Source organism: Tunicatimonas pelagia, from assembly GCF_030506325.1.
GTDB lineage: Bacteria > Bacteroidota > Bacteroidia > Cytophagales > Cyclobacteriaceae > Tunicatimonas > Tunicatimonas pelagia.
In genome coordinates, this window is the sequence record NZ_CP120683.1 from 1,050,389 (window position 1) to 1,066,348 (window position 15,960).

The 15,960-nt window shown below is 45.1% G+C and carries 6 protein-coding genes; 5 read left to right on the top strand and 1 reads right to left on the bottom strand.

Annotation, left to right across the window (positions count from 1 at the left end):
• Positions 1 to 48 precede the first annotated feature (48 nt).
• Positions 49 to 4,269 (bottom strand): two-component regulator propeller domain-containing protein, encoded by a 4,221-nt coding sequence (locus P0M28_RS04305; RefSeq protein WP_302208298.1) that lies wholly within the window; start codon positions 4,267 to 4,269, stop codon positions 49 to 51.
• A 273-nt stretch (positions 4,270 to 4,542) separates the two neighbouring features.
• Here P0M28_RS04305 and P0M28_RS04310 point away from each other — a divergent pair, with 273 nt between their 5' ends.
• The 5 genes from P0M28_RS04310 (at position 4,543) to P0M28_RS04330 (ending at position 15,957) form a co-directional block, all read left to right on the top strand.
• Positions 4,543 to 5,901, top strand: a complete 1,359-nt coding sequence (locus P0M28_RS04310) for a Gfo/Idh/MocA family protein (RefSeq protein ID WP_302208299.1) — start codon at positions 4,543 to 4,545, stop codon at positions 5,899 to 5,901.
• A gap of 118 nt (positions 5,902 to 6,019) precedes the next feature.
• Positions 6,020 to 8,971, top strand: coding sequence for a SusC/RagA family TonB-linked outer membrane protein (locus P0M28_RS04315; protein WP_302208300.1), 2,952 nt, complete (start codon positions 6,020 to 6,022; stop codon positions 8,969 to 8,971).
• A gap of 22 nt (positions 8,972 to 8,993) precedes the next feature.
• Positions 8,994 to 10,652 (top strand): RagB/SusD family nutrient uptake outer membrane protein, encoded by a 1,659-nt coding sequence (locus P0M28_RS04320; RefSeq protein WP_302208301.1) that lies wholly within the window; start codon positions 8,994 to 8,996, stop codon positions 10,650 to 10,652.
• 90 nt (positions 10,653 to 10,742) lie between these two features.
• On the top strand, positions 10,743 to 14,096 hold the full coding sequence (locus P0M28_RS04325) for a VCBS repeat-containing protein (protein WP_302208302.1): 3,354 nt from the start codon (positions 10,743 to 10,745) through the stop codon (positions 14,094 to 14,096).
• A gap of 58 nt (positions 14,097 to 14,154) precedes the next feature.
• Entirely contained in the window at positions 14,155 to 15,957 is a 1,803-nt protein-coding gene (locus P0M28_RS04330) for a DUF3472 domain-containing protein (RefSeq protein WP_302208303.1), read from the top strand.
• Positions 15,958 to 15,960: the final 3 nt, after the last annotated feature.

Below are 15,960 nucleotides of genomic sequence, written 5' to 3' on the forward strand. Positions count from 1 at the left end.
AGTATGTTAAGGAATATGAAATGCTCTAAAAGGGTGGTTTTATGCTCGCTAGTATGTAGCCGACTCGGAGGGTATAGTAGAATCTTGAACTTGAAGCTGGGGGATTCGATATTTTTTTGCTAACGCAGCCATGCCAATTTTCTGGTGCTCTCTTTTCATAGCCATCGGTGCTATTCCAAACTCGCTTTTAAAACACTTAGTAAAGTACTTAGAATCTTTGTAGCCAACCATGTAAGCAGCTTCAGAAATATTGTAGCTGTTCTCTACAATAAGGATTACCGCATGTTGTAACCTCATAATTTTGAAATACTCTAACGGTGTTTTACCGACCACCTGTTGGCATCTTCGGTAAATTCCGGAGTAGCTCATATTCATGCTATCGGCCAAATCCTCTAATCTAAACTCAGCGTTTTCAAGTTCCTTATTTAGTTCAGAAGCAAGCCGCTCTAAAAACTGTTCATCCTTCGACGACACATTCTCGGTACGAGGAGCACTCAGAACATCAGCGCGGTGTTTGGTGATTGTTTTATCTTTATTGTCCAAGATATTACTAACCCGCAATAACAATTCGTGGGGAGCAAATGGTTTCTGTATGTAAGCCAAGGCCCCCGATGCAAAGCCAGAAAGCTTGGCTTCTGCCGTATTTTTAGCCGTAAGTAGCAGTATTGGAATATGAGCAGTCGCTTTAGCTTTTAGTAGTTTTTTACTCATACTGATGCCATCCATTACGGGCATCATTATGTCGCTCACAATAACATCAGGAGATTTTTTTCGGGCAAACTCAATTCCTTCCTCACCATTTTCGGCAATGAGCACGTAAAATTGACTCGAAAACAGGCCTTGCAAAAAGATTTGCATCTCCACATTATCTTCCACGATCAGTATTGTTCCTCGCTTTTTGGTAGTTTCTTGGGTAATTTCGTTCGATTCATCAGCGAGGAACGATACTTCAGCAAGTGGTTGAGAGGTATTTGTTTGGGGAATGGGTAATGGAACCTCTTTGCCAGCAGAAAAAATATTACCTTTCTTTAGAAGTACCACAAAGGAGGTGCCTTGCTCAGAAGATGAAACTTTGATGCTTCCGTGATGAAGATCAATCAACTCCTTACTAAATGCCAATCCTATCCCCTGGCCTTTCGCCTTCTTACCGACTTCTGACTGATAGAAAAGCTCGAAAATATCCTCCCGCTCCTCGGCTGGTATCCCAGGGCCAGAGTCTGTGACTGAAATAGTAACACATTGCTTATCAGGTTGGTCGGTAATATAAAGATGAACCGCCCCTCCCCTAGGAGTAAACTTAAAAGCATTGGATAACAGATTGTAAAACACGTGCTCTAGCTTTTCTACATCATACCAGAGAAGCACTTCCTGGTAATCGTATTCTTCAGTAAAGACAATGTTTTTAAACCGGGCGTGTTCGGCGAAAGAATCTGCTATTTTCTTGATGTCGGTCACAATATTTCTTTTCTCAGGAAATATCTTCAGTGTGTTCATCTCCTTATTGCGGATTGTCATCAGTTCGGCCGATATTCGGGAGAGACGTTGGGCATTGTTTTTAATAAGAGTTAGCCGTTGTTTTAGTAACAGATTGTTGTTGGCGGTGGCACTGCGTACCATTTCGTCAATGGGAGCCATAATAAGCGTAAGGGGTGTCTGTATCTCGTGGGACATTTTAGCGAAGAAATTCATCTTCAGAGCATACAGCTCTTTTTCTTTGCTAAATAGCAGTTCTTCCCGGCTCATTCTGTTTTTCATTCGTACCCACAAAGTGATACCTGAAATGATTAGCAGTATTGCCATACCGTAGCTGAAATAGGCAAAGCTACTTTGCCACCAGGGCGGAGCTATGAAGATGGCAATTTGCCGATATGGTATGTCCCATACGCCCCTTTTTGTTCCGGCTCTTACCTCAAAATTGTAATGACCAGAAGGAATATTGGTGTAGGTTGCGACTCGTTGTGACTCAGGATAAACCCAGTCATCATCAAAGCCTGTTAGGCGATATGAGTAGTAATAGTTTGGGTTAAGTAGATTACCAATGGCTGAAAAGTGAAATGAAAAAGAGGATTGATCCGAACGTAATTGAAGATTTTTTACGTTCGCCAGACCATCCTGCAACTGCTCAGGAATAATCTTATCGGCTGATTGATTAAGAATTTCTATCTCCTGAGTGTATAAGTTAGATTCGGGTACCCTGGTGGTCATGGAATCAGGGTAAAAGCCATTCACCCCTTCCACTCCGCCGAAATACAGACGACCATTTTCAGTACTAAAAGCACTTTTTCTCACAAAGCTATCTCCTTGTAGGCCATCTACCCGAAAGTAGGATTGTAGTGAGTCACTTTTTGCATCATACCGGTGAATGCCACGGCCACTACTTAGCCACATATTATCAGACTTATCAAACAAAACAGCACTAACCGAAATGCCTTTAAGTGTAGGATGGTCGGCGTAAGAGGTAAAGGTTAAATCCGAGGGGTTCAGACGAGTAAGTGCTCCAGTTGCTGTAGTAATCCAGAGATTTTTTTTATTATCACTGGTCATGTAAAGCGGGTTGTTATTGCCCTGATGTTCTTTTGTTTCTTCGCTATAAACAATTTTCTCAAAGTATGATTGCGACAACTTATCTGAATTCTCAACCAGTCGATAGAGTCCTTGGTCAGTTCCTACCCATAGCGAACCCTCGTCGGTTTGATGAATACTTTCCGAGATTGTACCGGAAAGTCCGTGAGTACGGTAGGAGAAAGTAGCCAGAAGCCGGGTATCTTCGGCAAAAACGTGTACCCCAGCAATAGTAGACGCCCAAATACGTTCTTTATCATCTTTGAAGAGAAAGCGAAAATCAGAATTTGCATGCTCGGATATGTCGCTAACTACTACCTTGGTAAATATATCTTGCTTTAGGTCATAGGTGTATAATCCACTTTGGTAGGTAGCAATCCAAAGCTTTCCCGAAGCACTTTCTACTAAACGTTGTATATAACGCCCGGGGAAATTATACGAAGGACTTAAACCATTACCGTATTGAACGCTCTCACCATTGGCGAAAATTCGGTTAAGCCCCTTTCCATCAGTGCCAATCCAGATGCTTCCTTCCGAAGACTTGAATAAACACAATACGGAAGCAGGCGAGCCACCTGCGGTTCCGGCATGGTATTCAATAGTATTATTATAGTTGGGCAATACATCAATTTCACCGTTCTTAGTAATTACCCAGAGGTTTCCGTGACAATCTTCGTTGATATCAATCACGGTATTGTTGCTCAACGATAGGCTATTGCGATCATTGTTCCTAAAGATAGCCTCAACCTGCCCATGAGCGTCTATTTTATATAAGCCATCACCGTCCGTTCCTGCCCAGATATTTCCCTGCTTATCGCAAAACAATGAATAGAACATCGGATAACGATTGAGAGTCAAGGTTGAATTATAAGTAGGAACCTCAGTAAGACTTCTAAGGTGAGGTTCGTATACGTAAAGTCCGGTAAGTTCGGTGGAAATCCATAATCGCCCCGTGTGGTCGGCGACCAGACGGATGTACACCGGTAGATCATTCGTAAACGAAAGTGTCAGTTCCTCTAGTTTATCTCGCGAAGAGTTGTATCCATACACTTTCCCATCCGCTGTGCCAATCCAGATTTGATCCGGAGCAGTTAACGCCAAGCTATTGATTACTTGGGGTGCCTCTGCCACTAGTGGTAATGTAACTATTTTCTCAAATACCGAATCTGCGTAATTGAAGCGATGCAGCGTACCGTTTGAACTACCAAACCAGGTAGCAGCTTGTCCGCTGGTTATTGCACTGGTACGTTCCGAACCAGCCTTATTAGGAGGTTCACTTGGCAAAGGAAGTTTCTTCTCATTGGCATCAAACCTGATTAACTTGCCATTGAATGTTGCCAGCCAGAAGCTGCCTTGCTGATCTTTGTTAAAAATAACGCGGCCACCACTCGAGTATTCAGAACCAAATAGTTTTCTGAACGGAATACGTTCAAATGAGTAGCCATTGTACTTATTTATTGCTGTAGAACTCACGACCAGCATATTTCCGAAGCGATCGCTCTCAATATAAGAAGTGCCCGGAACCTCTTGGTCTAAATGAATAAAATTACTAACCTGCTGGGCTAAAGCTGGGCTAAGACCGGAAGGCAGCACTAGGATAGCAATGACAATAAATAAGGCCGAAATATTTTTCTGATGGTACGGCGGATACGCCACATACTTGAAAAGTTTGAGGTATAGTCGCTTAGGTAGTATATCTCTCATCATACGCAACACCAGTGAGTTAGTACCTTCTGCTTGCGCCTAGCGGGCACGTTAGCAAAAGCCTATATCCTAAAGTAATCAAAGTTCCTGATTATGCAATATGGACATTTTAGAAAAGTAGTATTGGGATAGGTAAGTAGAAGCAAAAAGTAGCGATTTGCCGGAAAATTAGGAGGTATTTGACAAAAATATCCCCCTTTTCTGCCAGCGATTCTTCCAACATTTGAGTGCAGAGAAACCCAACGACGTTTACAAGAACCTAGTAACTACTCATTCATGAACTCAAGAAGAAAATTTATTAAAGAATCAGCTCTGGCCGGAGTGGGAATTGTAGCAGCCCCCGGTATTTCTAAGGCTGGTTTTTCAAGTGCGTCAATCAATAAACTGAATGTGGGTCTTATTGGGATAGGTCTGCGAGGCACCAATCATCTGAACAACCTTCTGTTGCGCGATGATATCAACATTGCTGCTATCTGTGATGTTGATGATACCCGAGTTCAGCTAAACCTTGAGTCCATTAAAAAGAAAGGATGCCCTGCCCCAAAAGTATTTGGTAAGGATGAGTACGACTACCGCAATCTTTTAGAATTATCGGAAGTAGATGCAGTTGTCATTGCCACTCCTTGGTTATGGCATACCCGCATGGCGAAGGATAGCCTACTGGCGGGCAAGTATACCGGACTGGAGGTTTCTGCTGCCAACACCCTAGAAGAGTGCTGGGATTTAGTAAACGCTCACGAACAAAGCGGAACTCATCTAATGCTGATGGAAAATGTGAACTACCGCCGGGATGTACTGGCCGTGCTCAATATGGTAAGGCAAAACGTGTTTGGCGAGCTGATTCACTTTCGCTGTGGCTACCAGCACGATTTACGGTGGGTGTTATTTAACGACGGCAAAACCGCCTACGGCAAAGGAGCGGAATTTGGCGAGAAAGGTATATCTGAATCTAAGTGGCGCACCCAGCATTCGTTACGACGAAATGGGGACTTTTACCCTACCCACGGCGTAGGCCCGATTGCTGCTATGGCTAATATTAACCGAGGCAATCGGTTTGTCTCCATGACTTCGCACGCTACCAAGGCGGTGGGTTTCCAAAACTACATTGTCGCTCAGGGGGGTAAAGATCATCCGAATGCTAACCTCAATTGGAAGCAGGGGGATGTCATCACCAGCACGATAGAAACCGCTAATGGTGAAACCATCATCATCACCCATGACTGCAATCTGCCCCGTCCGTATTCTTTAGGATTTCGGGTGCAAGGGGCTAACGGATTGTGGGAAGTAGATGGTAACCGCATATATATTGAAGGGCAGTCGGAACCCCATCGCTGGGATGAAGCCGATGCCTGGCTAGAGAAATACGACCATCCGCTGTGGCAGAAGTACGGGGAATACGCCCAGGGTGCCGGACACGGCGGAATGGATTTCTTCGTGATGAATGCTTTCGTAGAATCTGCTAAGCAGAACGTTGCCCCACCCATTGATGCCTACGATGCAGCCGCCTGGAGTGCCATCACCCCCTTGTCGGAGCTTTCTATCGCCAACAATGGTGAACCCCAGGACTTCCCGGACTTTACCCGGGGCAATTGGATCAAACGGGAAGAATACGACTGGATGAAGGAAACTTATTAATCGCTTAAAAGAGAGCAAGTGACTGCTGCCCTTATCCAATAATTAGTTCGCCAAAAACCACCTAAGAAGTCAGCTATTTAATCATTCTATATTCTATCACCAATTTTACCATACACCTATGATGAAACTCTTAACTACTAGTTTATTACTGACTCTATTCGCGCTACCGAGCGTTCTGCTAGGCCAGAGTAGGGTCATATCGGGAACCGTACTTGACGGCAGCAATGATGAGCCACTGCCAGGAGTGAATATTCTGGCGCAAGGAACTACGGTAGGTACTATTACCAATGCCGACGGAACGTATCGGCTTACGGTTAGTGAGGCGGTAGATACCCTCATTTACTCCTTTACCGGCTACCTTGCCGAAGAAATTGCTATCGGGTCACAAACGACTATTGATATCACGCTTATGCCCGACATCATGTCGCTGTCCGAAGTTGTAGTAGTTGCCTACGGAACCCAAACCAGAGAAGCCATCACTTCGTCGGTAGCTAAGGTTGAGGCGAAAGAGCTAACCGACATTACGGTACCCGACGTATCAACCATGCTACAGGGGAAAGCTGCCGGAGTACAGGTTACTTCCTCTAGTGGGGCTCCCGGTTCCGTTCCAGCTATTTTGATTCGCGGGGCATCCTCACTCAACGGTAGCGTAGTACCGCTGTGGGTAGTAGATGGGGTTATTCAGCACGGAGTTCCTATCATTAATCCGACAGACGTAGAAAATATTTCTATACTAAAAGATGCGGCGGCTACTTCGCTGTACGGTTCTCGCGGAGCTAACGGAGTAGTTATTGTTACCACTAAGCGCGGAGAAGTAGGCAAAGGGCAAATTACCTTCAGTGCTAAAAGGTCGTTTAATCAGTTTAACGATGGTCGGTTTGAGGTAATGAATTCTCAGCAGTTGTACGACTACCACACGCAGTTTGGGAACACCCAGCCCTGGTTTACTCCGGAGCTATTGAACCGCGATTATGATTGGATAGAAGGGGGTACGCAAACCGGAATTGTCGACGACTATAATGTGTCGTTTTCGGCCGGTACTGATAAAGTAAATACCTATATCAACGCGGGATACTACTCCGAAGAAGGCACCATACGGGGTGATGAGCTAGATCGGTACACTTTTCGGATGAACCTAGATTATCAGCTAAATGATCGGCTCAAAATTATGCCTAAGCTGGCGTATAGTTTTGACGTGCGCGACCGAGTGGCTGAAGCGCCTCGCTATGAACTTTACCTAAACCTACCCTGGGACAATCCTTTTGATGCGGATGGTAATCCGATTAACGCTCAAGAATCAGCAGAGTGGATTGGGCGGGATCAGCGAAACTACTTTTACGACCAACAGTGGAATTACTCATCGAGTGAGATTATTAATTTGAGCTCTAACTTTGATTTTGAATTTACCATTTTAGATAACCTCACATTTATATCGACCAACAACTTCACCTTGTACGATGCTCAAACTGAATCTTATGTTGATCCGCGATCCAACGCAGGGTTGGCTATCAATGGTAGCATCTACGATTTTGCTGCCCGAAGGCTGACCCGTCTAAGTACTCAGATGCTACGTTTGGATCAAGATTTTGGAAAGTATGAATTGACTGTGCTGGGCGGCTACGAGTTTAATGATTACCGTTACGAAGATTTTAATGCCACAGGACAAGGTATTATTGCCGGAACCGAAATCCTAAATGTGGCCACCGAACCCGGATCTATCGGTGGCTTTAAAAACGACTACGCATTGCAATCGTTCTTCTTAGCCACTGACCATTCTTACGAAGATCGTTATTTTGCTAAAGCTTCCATCCGAAGAGACGGAGCTTCTAACTTTGGTCTGGAAAACCAGTATGGTACTTTCTTCGCGTTAGGAGCCGGTTGGAATATTCATAATGAAGACTTTTACAGTAGCCGGATTGTGAATGAACTGAAACTTCGCGTAAGCTACGGCTCAGTAGGTAATCGCCCTTCGTCACTATATCCTTACCAAGGAACTTACCGGGCTGATACTCAGTACGACGGACTTCCAGCAGTAGTACTTGATCAATTCGGCAACCCTGATCTGAAGTGGGAAAAATCGTACGAAACTAACTTAGCTGTTGACGCATTGTTGTTTGATCGAGTTAATACGACTATTGAGTACTACAACAAAAATACTTCTGACCTCCTGTATTTTGTTAATCTTCCTGACTTAACTGGTTTTAGTGGGTTTTGGGAGAATGTGGGAGGCGTAACCAATCGAGGGGTTGAAGCGGCAGTAAATGCTGATATTATCCGAGGGCAGAATTTTAATTGGAACGTAGGTTTCAATATTGGAATCAATCAAAATGAAATTACCGAGCTTTTTGACGATCAAAATGAAATACCTCGTGGTAACAAAATTTTTGAAGTAGGCCAGGACTACAACTCTTGGTACACCAGACGATGGTTAGGCGTGGATACTGAAACGGGAGACCCGCTTTGGGAAGTGTATGATAGGGAAACGGGCGAGCGCACGGAGACGACAAATTATAATGAAGCTACTCTTCAGCGTATTGGCACTTCAACCCCGGATTTTATCGGTGGATTCAATACGGGTCTTTCTTACAAAAGCGTTTCATTAACTGCTAATTTTGCCTTCTCTAAGGGGGGTACTATATACAATGCCTCTCGTCAACTGTTTGATTCTGATGGCTTCTATTCTACTTTTAACCAGCAGGTACTTATTGATGATTGGTCTCGTTGGCAGCAGGCGGGTGACGTAGCTACCCACCCCCGGGCAGTAGAAGGCGGTAATAACCTTTCTAATAATCCTTCTTCTCGGTACTTGGAAGATGCAAGTTATCTAAGAATGACCAATGTGACTCTGTCTTATACCGTTCCTAACAACCTGCTAAATAGTATTGGAGTACGTGGCGCTAACTTTTACGTAGCCGGTGACAACTTGCTGACCTTCACTAATTTTAGTGGGGTAGATCCAGCTGTGACAGATTTTCCGCAAGATGATCTTAGCCAAGGTTCATCTGGGTCAGTCAGTTTAAGCTATCCTATTCCCAGACGATTTGTACTAGGTTTGAACGTTACATTTTAACTGAGACATCACGATTACTACTATGAAAAATATCAAATACATCTTTGTACTTGTACTGGCAACTCTCTGCTTTTCCTGCGACTTAGAAAAGAATCCCTATGATGAAATTGCTGTAGAGGAGCTGTTCGAAGATCCCGCCGCCGTAGAAACTGCTACGCTGGGAAACTACGCACTGCTAAAGGGCTCATCCGGCTTCGATGGCTGGGCCGATGACTTGCATCGCATCTCGGAATATCCAGGTGATAACGTAGCTCTAAGTGGAGGTACCAGCGATCATCTTTTCTTCTTATACAACTACCAATCTATCGCTAACAACAGCCGGGTAGACCGTTTCTGGCGTAATTCTTACAAAGCAGCCGTTGGCTGTAACACTATCATTGAGCGGATTACCGAGGGCGAGTCACCTGAAAGTGATCAATTACTGGGTGAGAATTATTACCTTAGAGGCCTTATCTACTTTCAGATGGGCAACATCTTCGGAAGACCCTATACGCAAGATCCGTCCAGCTTGTCAATACCACTGAAGCTGACTTCCGATACGGAAGACCGCCCCAATCGGAGTACGGTACAGGAAGTGTATGAGCAGGTGATTGATGATTTGAAAAAAGCGGAAGCTCTAATGACTATTAACAAGGGAGCTTCCTTTGCCTCTAAGGAAGCTGCTCAGGCCTTGCTATCGCGGGTATACTTGTATCAGGAAGACCACGCCAACACCATTGCTTACGCGGATCAGGTACTAGAATCCGGTACGTATAGCCTGCTGCCTGCGGCTACCTTCAGTGTGATAAACACGCTTACCCCGGCTGAGAATAGCGAAGCAATTTTTAGCGTCACGCTAAACAGTAATTCCGATTTACTGGGTGGTTCTGATCACTGGTTTACCCCCGGTTCCATGTACGCGACCATTCAAGGGGTTGGCTGGGGCGAAATGCACGCTTCCCGCTCTTATCTGGAGTTGCTAGAAAAGAATCCCACTGATGCTAGAAGCTCATTCATTGATCCGCAGTATATTATTGAAGAGGGCGAGCGGGTCCCGGCGGTTTACTGGGTAAACGAAGAAACCTACACCTACGAATTCCGAAGAACGCAGGAAGCTGACGGAGTAATTACGTTTGACGAGGAAGGAACCGTTTATACCGTTGAGTCGGAAGAAGTTGATGGAGTAACTACTTACTTTTTCAATGGGACAAACGGGCGGCAGGATGTAGTGTATGGCTTTGATCTGGAAAAACGTAATGGCTATCCTAAGTTTTTTATTACCAAAGCTTCTCTACAAGAAGAAGACCGTCACCTGTGGTCGCCCAACGTTTCTCGTTTGGCAGAAATGTACCTGAACAAAGCGGAAGCGTACGCTAAGCAGAACGACGCGCAAAATGCGCTCGATAATGTGAATATTATTCGGGAACGGGCAGGAATACCAGCGTATAGTGTAGGAAACCTTCCGGACGGAATGGATCTGCTGGATGTGGTTCTGGAAGAACGTCGCTTAGAGTTTGCCTACGAAGGGCAGCGTCGCTTCGACGTGTACCGAAATGGCCGAACAATGGATCGTCGCTATCCGGGTACACACCTCAATGGAACCAATCCGTTCTTTGAGATTCCGGCCAGCAGCCTGCGAATAGTTGAGTTTATTCCTGAGCAGCAAATCGTTCTGCAACCTTCGCTTATCCAAAACGATTAATCGTATCTCCGAAAGAGCACTTCATCGCCAGATAGTTGTCGCTATCTGGCGATGAAGTGCTTCTTTTAAATTATCAGACCAGTGCAATACATGAGCAAAGTACTTCTGGCTTTTACTTCTCTATTGTTACTTGCTTGCCAAAGCACTACGAATGATAATATTCCTGCTGAGAAATTATTCTCAACCATCCCTACCGAAGCCTCGGGCTTAACTTTTCAAAACGACATATTGGAATCGGAGCAGCTTCATTATTACAAATACCAGTATATGTACATCGGAGGGGGAGTAGCTGCCGCCGACTTTAACAATGATGGATTGGAAGACCTTTTTTTTACAGCTAATATTTACCACAATAAACTATTTCTTAATCAAGGTAATCTGCAATTCAAAGATATTACTCCGGAGTCAGGCATTGAGAAGCGGGTGGGGTTTGATACCGGAGTTTCTGTTGCCGACGTAAACCACGATGGCTTTCTGGACATCTACATCTGCCGGGCGGGCTGGTTTGATGATCCTAAAAAACTAGCCAATATACTGTATATCAATAATGGGGATTTAACTTTTACCGAAAGTGCCGCCGACTACGGTTTGGACAACACCGACCGCTCCATTTCGTCTACCTTTTTTGACTACGACCGAGACGGCGATTTGGATGTGTACATTGCCAATGCTCCGGCGAACTTTGAACTTACCTCAAAGGTGCTAAATCTGAAGAATGTTCAGGCTGATAACAACGCCCTAGCTCTAAAAGGAGGAGATAAGCTTTACCAGAACCAGGGCGACGGCACGTTCACCGACGTATCGCAGCAAGCAGGTATTTTACCCGACTTAGGCTTTGGGCTGCACCCGCAAGTGGGCGACCTAAATGGCGACGGCTGGCCGGACATTTTCGTTTCCAACGACTTCATCGGCCCAGATTTCGCCTACGTTAATCAGCAAGATGGCACGTTCAAAGAAGGGCGGAACGAGCTATTCAAACACATTTCGTACTACAGTATGGGGGCTGATTTTGCTGATGTGAATAATGATGGATTGGCAGAACTATTCGTGCTAGACATGAGCCCAGAAGATTACGTGCGCTCCAAAACCACGATGGCCATGATGCCGATAGATCGGTTTTGGAACATGGTAGAAAACGACCACCACCACCAGTATATGCACAATGTGCTACAGAAAAACAATGGCAACAGTACCTTTAGCGAGGTCGGCTACCTCTCAGGTATTGCCAAAACTGATTGGAGCTGGTCGGCTCTGCTAGCTGATTTCAATCTGGATGGTCTCAATGACCTGTACGTAACCAATGGCATTTACCGCGACGTAGTAGACCGGGATGCCAATAATTCGATCAACAAAAAGATTGATGCTCGCAAAGCGTCACTCAGGGAAAAAGATTTTTACGAATTTACCCAAAGCCTTCCCCAGGAGAAGCTAACGAACTATTTCTTCAAAAATGAAGGCTCATTTGCCTTTGCAGATGCGACAGAAGATTGGGCCGATCAATCACCCACCTTCTCTAACGGCGCGGTTTATGCCGACCTGGATAACGATGGCGACCTGGATGTAGTAGTGAATAACATTGATGAGCCAGCCACTCTACTGAGAAACAACGCGCGGCAAACATCAGACAACCACCATGTGCAAATCAAGCTGGTTGGCTCAGAAAAGAATCCCTTTGCGATTGGAACTAAGGTAAAGATTTTTCTCGCAGATGGCTCCATTCAGACCAAAGAACTCATTGTGGGGCGGGGCTATATGTCGTCGGTCACACACACATTAACCTTTGGGCTGGGCGACGATGCCAATATTGAACGAGCTGAGATTCTCTGGCCGAATGGAAATATTCAAATTGTCGCTGACCTAGCGGTCAATCAACTCAATACTATTCGCTATCAGGAAGCATCATTTCAGGAAAAACGCTCAAGTGAAGAGCCCTCCCCCCTATTTGTCTCGGCTCCTTTTCCTTATCAACACAACGACCCCGCATATAATGATTTTGACAAGCAATTACTGATTCCTCACAAACTATCCCAAACCGGGCCTGCCCTGGCTCAAGCTGATGTTAATGGCAATGGTTTGGAAGACCTGTTTTTGGGTGGGGGAAAGGGGCAAGCTGCTCAGTTACTTTTAGCAAATTCTTCCGGGAAATTTACCCCAAAATCAATACCGGATTTTGAGCAAGATCAAAAATACGAAGATGTAGGTGCTCACTTTTTTGATGCGGATAGCGATGGTGATGCCGACCTTTACGTAGTAAGTGGTAGCTACGAATTTGATGAAGGCTCTGCCTTACTAGCAGATCGCTTGTACTTGAATCAGGGGCAGGGTCGGTTTAGTCGCGCTGATAATATACTGCCCGATATGCTTACGGCTGGCTCGGTAGTTACCTCAGCTGACTACGATGCCGACGGTGACCTGGATCTCTTCGTTGGGGGGCGAGTTATGCCCGGAAAATATCTGGTAGCGCCCACCAGCTACATCCTGGAAAATACTGGGCGTAAGTTTAGAATAGTAACTACTGAAGTTGCCCCCGAATTAGAAGAAATCGGCATGGTAACCGATGCTGTTTGGAAGGATCTTGACCAAGATGGTGATACTGATTTGCTCGTCACTGGGGAATGGATGGGAATTGAGGTGTTTCTTAACGAGCGGGGTCAATTAGTTAAAAGCGAAAGTTACCAAGATCTATCTGCCCAAGTAGGCTGGTGGAACAAACTACTCGTAGAAGACGTGGATAACGATGGCGATTTAGATATTGTAGCCGGAAACCTGGGGCTGAACCATAAGTTTAGCGCCTCAGAAGAAAAACCGTTGCACGTATATACGGATGACTTTGACGAAAACGGGGGTATGGACATTGTGCTGGCCAAATACTACGATACGAAGCTAGTTCCGGTTCGGGGTAAAGGTTGCACTTCGCAAAAAATGCCGTTTATATCCGAAAAGTTTGAGAAATACAGCGACTTCGCTAATGCCGACCTTCAGGGAATTTTCGGTGAGGAAATTGAAAACTCGCTACACTTTGAGGTGACAGAATTTAGGTCAGGCCTCTTTTACAACAATGGGAATGCTTCATTTCAGTTTGCCCCCTTTTCAGCAGAAGGGCAAATGGCTCCGATCAACAGTATTCTCTACGAGGATTTTACCAACGACGGAAAGAAAGACCTGCTCATGGCAGGTAATAACTACCAAACCGAAGTAGAAACTACCCGCTACGATGCGGGTATCGGGCTGTTACTCGCCAGAGACGGAGAAGGAAGCTTTCAGGTCGTCAGTAACCGAAAAATTGGGCTATACCTCGATGGTAATATACGGGCGATGGCTTCAGTGAGAAATGATGGAAAGAGGCAGATTGTCGTTGCCAACAATGATAGCTACCACCAGTTGTTTCATTTGATGCCTCAAGGGAGCGAAAGTGCCAAATTGCTATCAGATAGAATAGAATGAACTTGGCTGACAAGCCATACCAATACTTACAACAACAATTTTTTTGAAATATAAGAGTATGAAATTAACGAATAGAGGTATATCGTGGATGGTGTTATTGACTATCTGTTTAGTACACGCAACCGCTTGCAAAAATACCGACGATGTTGGTAACCCTGATAACGAAACTGAAGAAGATAAACTGAACGAGCTAACAATCACCATACCGCCCGGCGGTAATAGTTGGGTGGTAAACCGCGTTGAGGAAAATAGCTCTGTAATCACTGAGTCGGGAATTCACAATTGGACAGAACTTAATAGCGTTATTCGCACGTATTTTAAAACTTCAACAACGGGCGATTTGTACATTGGCTTAAATATGAAAGTACCATCCGGAACGTCGGTTGTCCGGGTCACGGTAGGGCAGCAGTCAGAAGAAATTAGTGTTTCGGGAGAAGAGTACACCACCCACTACGTAGGCACGTTCAAAATTGCAGAACCTGGTTATCACTTCATAGAGATACAGGGTGTTAGCAAGGAAGGCACTTATGTTGGTGATATCGATAACATCTTGATCGGAGGTGAAGCTACTACGGGCGAAACGACATTTGTTAAAGACGATTTCTACTTCGGTAGAAGGGGGCCATCGGTACACCTCAGATACGAGATGCCCGAAAACAAAGATGTACAGTGGTTTTACAATGAAGTAACGGTACCGGAAGGTGAAGATGTAGAAGGTTCTTTCTTTATGGCCAATGGCTTTGGGCAGGGATACTTCGGAATGCAGGTAAATTCTGAGAGCGAAAGAAGGATTTTGTTCTCGGTTTGGAGTCCGTACAATACCCAAAACCCGGATGATATACCCGATGAATATAAGATTATCTTGCTAGGAAAAGGAAATGATGTAGTAACCGGAGAGTTCGGGAATGAAGGCTCAGGCGGACAGAGCTACCTTCGGCATAACTGGCAAGCAGGAAACACCTATCAATTCTTGTTAAAAGGCGAACCCTCGAACAACAACTCTACCGATTTTACGGCTTACTTTTTTGCCCCCGAAGCGGGTGAGTGGAAGCTAATTGCCAGTTTCCGCCGTCCCTTCACCAGCACCTACCTCACTGATCTTCATTCTTTTTTAGAAAACTTCAAACCGGAAACCGGATTCATATCCCGAAGGGGGCAGTACGCCAATCAGTGGGTATACGATACCGAGGGCACTTGGCATGAGATGAACAAAGCGACGTTCACTGCGGATGCTACCGCCCGAAGTGGTGCCCGCTTAGATTATGCCGGAGGAGCAGACAGTGATATATTTTTTATGCAGAACTGTGGCTTTTTTGATGAGAATACCGCGGTTGATACCGATCACGAAAGGGCGATCAGCGGAAATTTACCTGCCGTTGACTTTTCCCAGCTAGAAGTACCTTCCCTTCCCGAGCTACCTACGTATCTTGATAAGACTAATTGGCAGGTGGTTGGGTTCAGCTCTGAAGAGACCGTAGGTGAAGGAGACAATGGGCGAGCATCTTTGCTCATTGACCGTGACAATAGCACATACTGGCATTCCTGTTGGTCTACCTGCGACCAAACGTATGGCTATCCTCACGAGATTGTTGTTGACATGGCACAGCCGTATCAGGCAGATGGGTTTTCCTTCGTTCAACGAAACGGTTCGCGTAAAGTAGAGGATATAGAAATTTTGATAAGTAATGATAACAGCCAGTGGGAAAGCTTAGGTAACTTTGTGCTGGAGCAAACTGCTTCGGTACAAGACGTGGCCCTGCCCGAAAGTAAAACGTTCAGATACTTTAAAGTGGTGTTCAACGCAGCCCACGATGAAGAACGATTTGCCTCTATGGCTGAAATAGGTATTTTTGCCCGATAATCA